This is a genomic window from Mesorhizobium sp. M7A.F.Ca.CA.002.05.1.1 (assembly GCF_003998335.1).
In the GTDB taxonomy this organism is placed as follows: domain Bacteria; phylum Pseudomonadota; class Alphaproteobacteria; order Rhizobiales; family Rhizobiaceae; genus Mesorhizobium.
In genome coordinates this window covers 1-1,689 of record NZ_RZQI01001112.1, presented here as the reverse complement: position 1 = coordinate 1,689, position 1,689 = coordinate 1, and the positions used below count along the sequence as shown (strand labels likewise).

The window sequence follows — 1,689 nt, the reverse complement described above, 5'->3', positions numbered from 1 at the left end:
CGGCCATGCCTTCGAGGCGCGCATTTATGCCGAGGACGCGGCAAAAGGGTTCCTGCCGGCGACCGGCACGCTGCATCATCTGAAATTTCCAGACGCAGCCTCCGAAGGCGACACAATGCGCATAGAGACCGGCGTGCGGGCGGGTGACGCCATCTCGCCCTATTACGACCCGATGATTGCCAAGCTGATCGTCCACGCCACGGACCGTCAGGGGGCTCTGGAAGCGCTTGGCGCGGCGCTATCCCGGACCGAGATCGCCGGCTCGACCGTCAACACCGCCTTTCTTGCCGCTCTCGCCGCCGATCCGGATTTTGCTGCAGGCGATGTCGACACCAGCCTGATTGGCAGACACCAAGAAACCTTGGCGACCGTCCCGCCGCCGAGCGACGAAACCATTGCTGCCGCCGCTCTTGCGGCCTCCGGTGCCGGCGCAACCCCGTCATCCGACGATCCGTGGTCGTCGCTTGTCGGCTATGCCCATTTCCACAGCGTGGCGCGACGCACATGGCTGAAGTTCGGCGAAGACGATATCGCGGCGAAGGTTTCGGTGCGGGCGGACGGACGATTCCAGGTCGCGCTGGACAAGCCCTATGGCGACACCAATTCGCATGATTTTCGCGCCACGCCACGCCTCGCCCGCTGGCCAGGCCATATTACCGTGTTCGAAGGCGCCGTTGGCTACACCTTCGCCGTGCCGGACCCGTTGGCACGGGCCGATGAGGCGGCGGCAAGCACCGGCAGCCTGCGTGCGCCGATGCCGGGATTGGTCAAGCTGGTGCGCGTGGGAAAAGGCGATACGGTGATCAAGGGCCAGCCGCTGCTGATCCTCGAGGCGATGAAGATGGAGCACACCATCGCCGCGCCGCATGACGGCGTGATCGCCGAGATCGCCACAGAGGGCGCACAGGTCACCGACGGAACGGTGCTGGTGCGGTTCGTCGAGGAGCACAACGCCGCGACCACAGCAGTGAGCTGACGGTTCGGAAGGCCACGACAGGGGAAGCAAAAAAATGGCCGGGATGAACCCGGCCATTTCTCTATGCCATCCAGTCGCAGGGTGGCGATTACTGCGCGATCGGCGCGTATTTGCCGTCATGCCACTGGTTGATGTCGTAGCTGGCATTCTTGAGGTCGCCCTTCTCGTCGAAGGTGACATCACCGACAACGGTGCTGATCGGCGTACCGTTCTTCAACGCTTCGGCAACCTTGGCCGGGTCGTCGCTGCCGGCACGCTTGATGCCTTCGGCGAAAGCCTGGATGGTGGCGTAAGAGAACAGCGTGAAACCCTCCGGCACGAAACCGCCGGCCTTGATCTTCTCGACGGCTGCCTTGGCTTCCGGCTTTGCCTGCGGATCCGACGGGAAGACGAACATGGTGCCCTCGCCGGCCGGGCCGGCAACCTGCCAGAATTCCGGCGAGGCGATGGAGTCCGGCATGATCAGCTGGAACTTCAGATTCTGTTCCGCCGACTGACGCAGGATCAGGCCGGCTTCAGGATGGTAGCCGCCGAAATAAACAACGTCGGCTTTCAAATCCTTGAGCTTGGTGACGAGAGCCGAATAGTCCTTCTCGCCAGCGTTGATGCCGTCATAATAGACCTCCTTGAGGCCGCCGGCATTCATCGTTGCCCTGACGGCGTCAGCCACGCCCTGTCCGTAGGCGCTCTTGTCATGCAGGACGACGACATTC

2 protein-coding genes are annotated in these 1,689 nt (G+C 63.1%); one reads left to right on the top strand and one right to left on the bottom strand.

Annotated elements, in window-relative coordinates; genetic code table 11:
- The coding region (locus EN939_RS33065) for a biotin/lipoyl-containing protein (RefSeq protein WP_335930817.1) at positions 1 to 976 on the top strand (976 nt) is incomplete at its 5' end.
- 88 nt (positions 977 to 1,064) lie between these two features.
- On the opposite strand, the gene EN939_RS33060 is transcribed toward EN939_RS33065, so the two are convergent.
- Positions 1,065 to 1,689: branched-chain amino acid ABC transporter substrate-binding protein (locus EN939_RS33060; RefSeq protein ID WP_164751462.1), on the bottom strand; the 625-nt coding region annotated here is incomplete at its 5' end.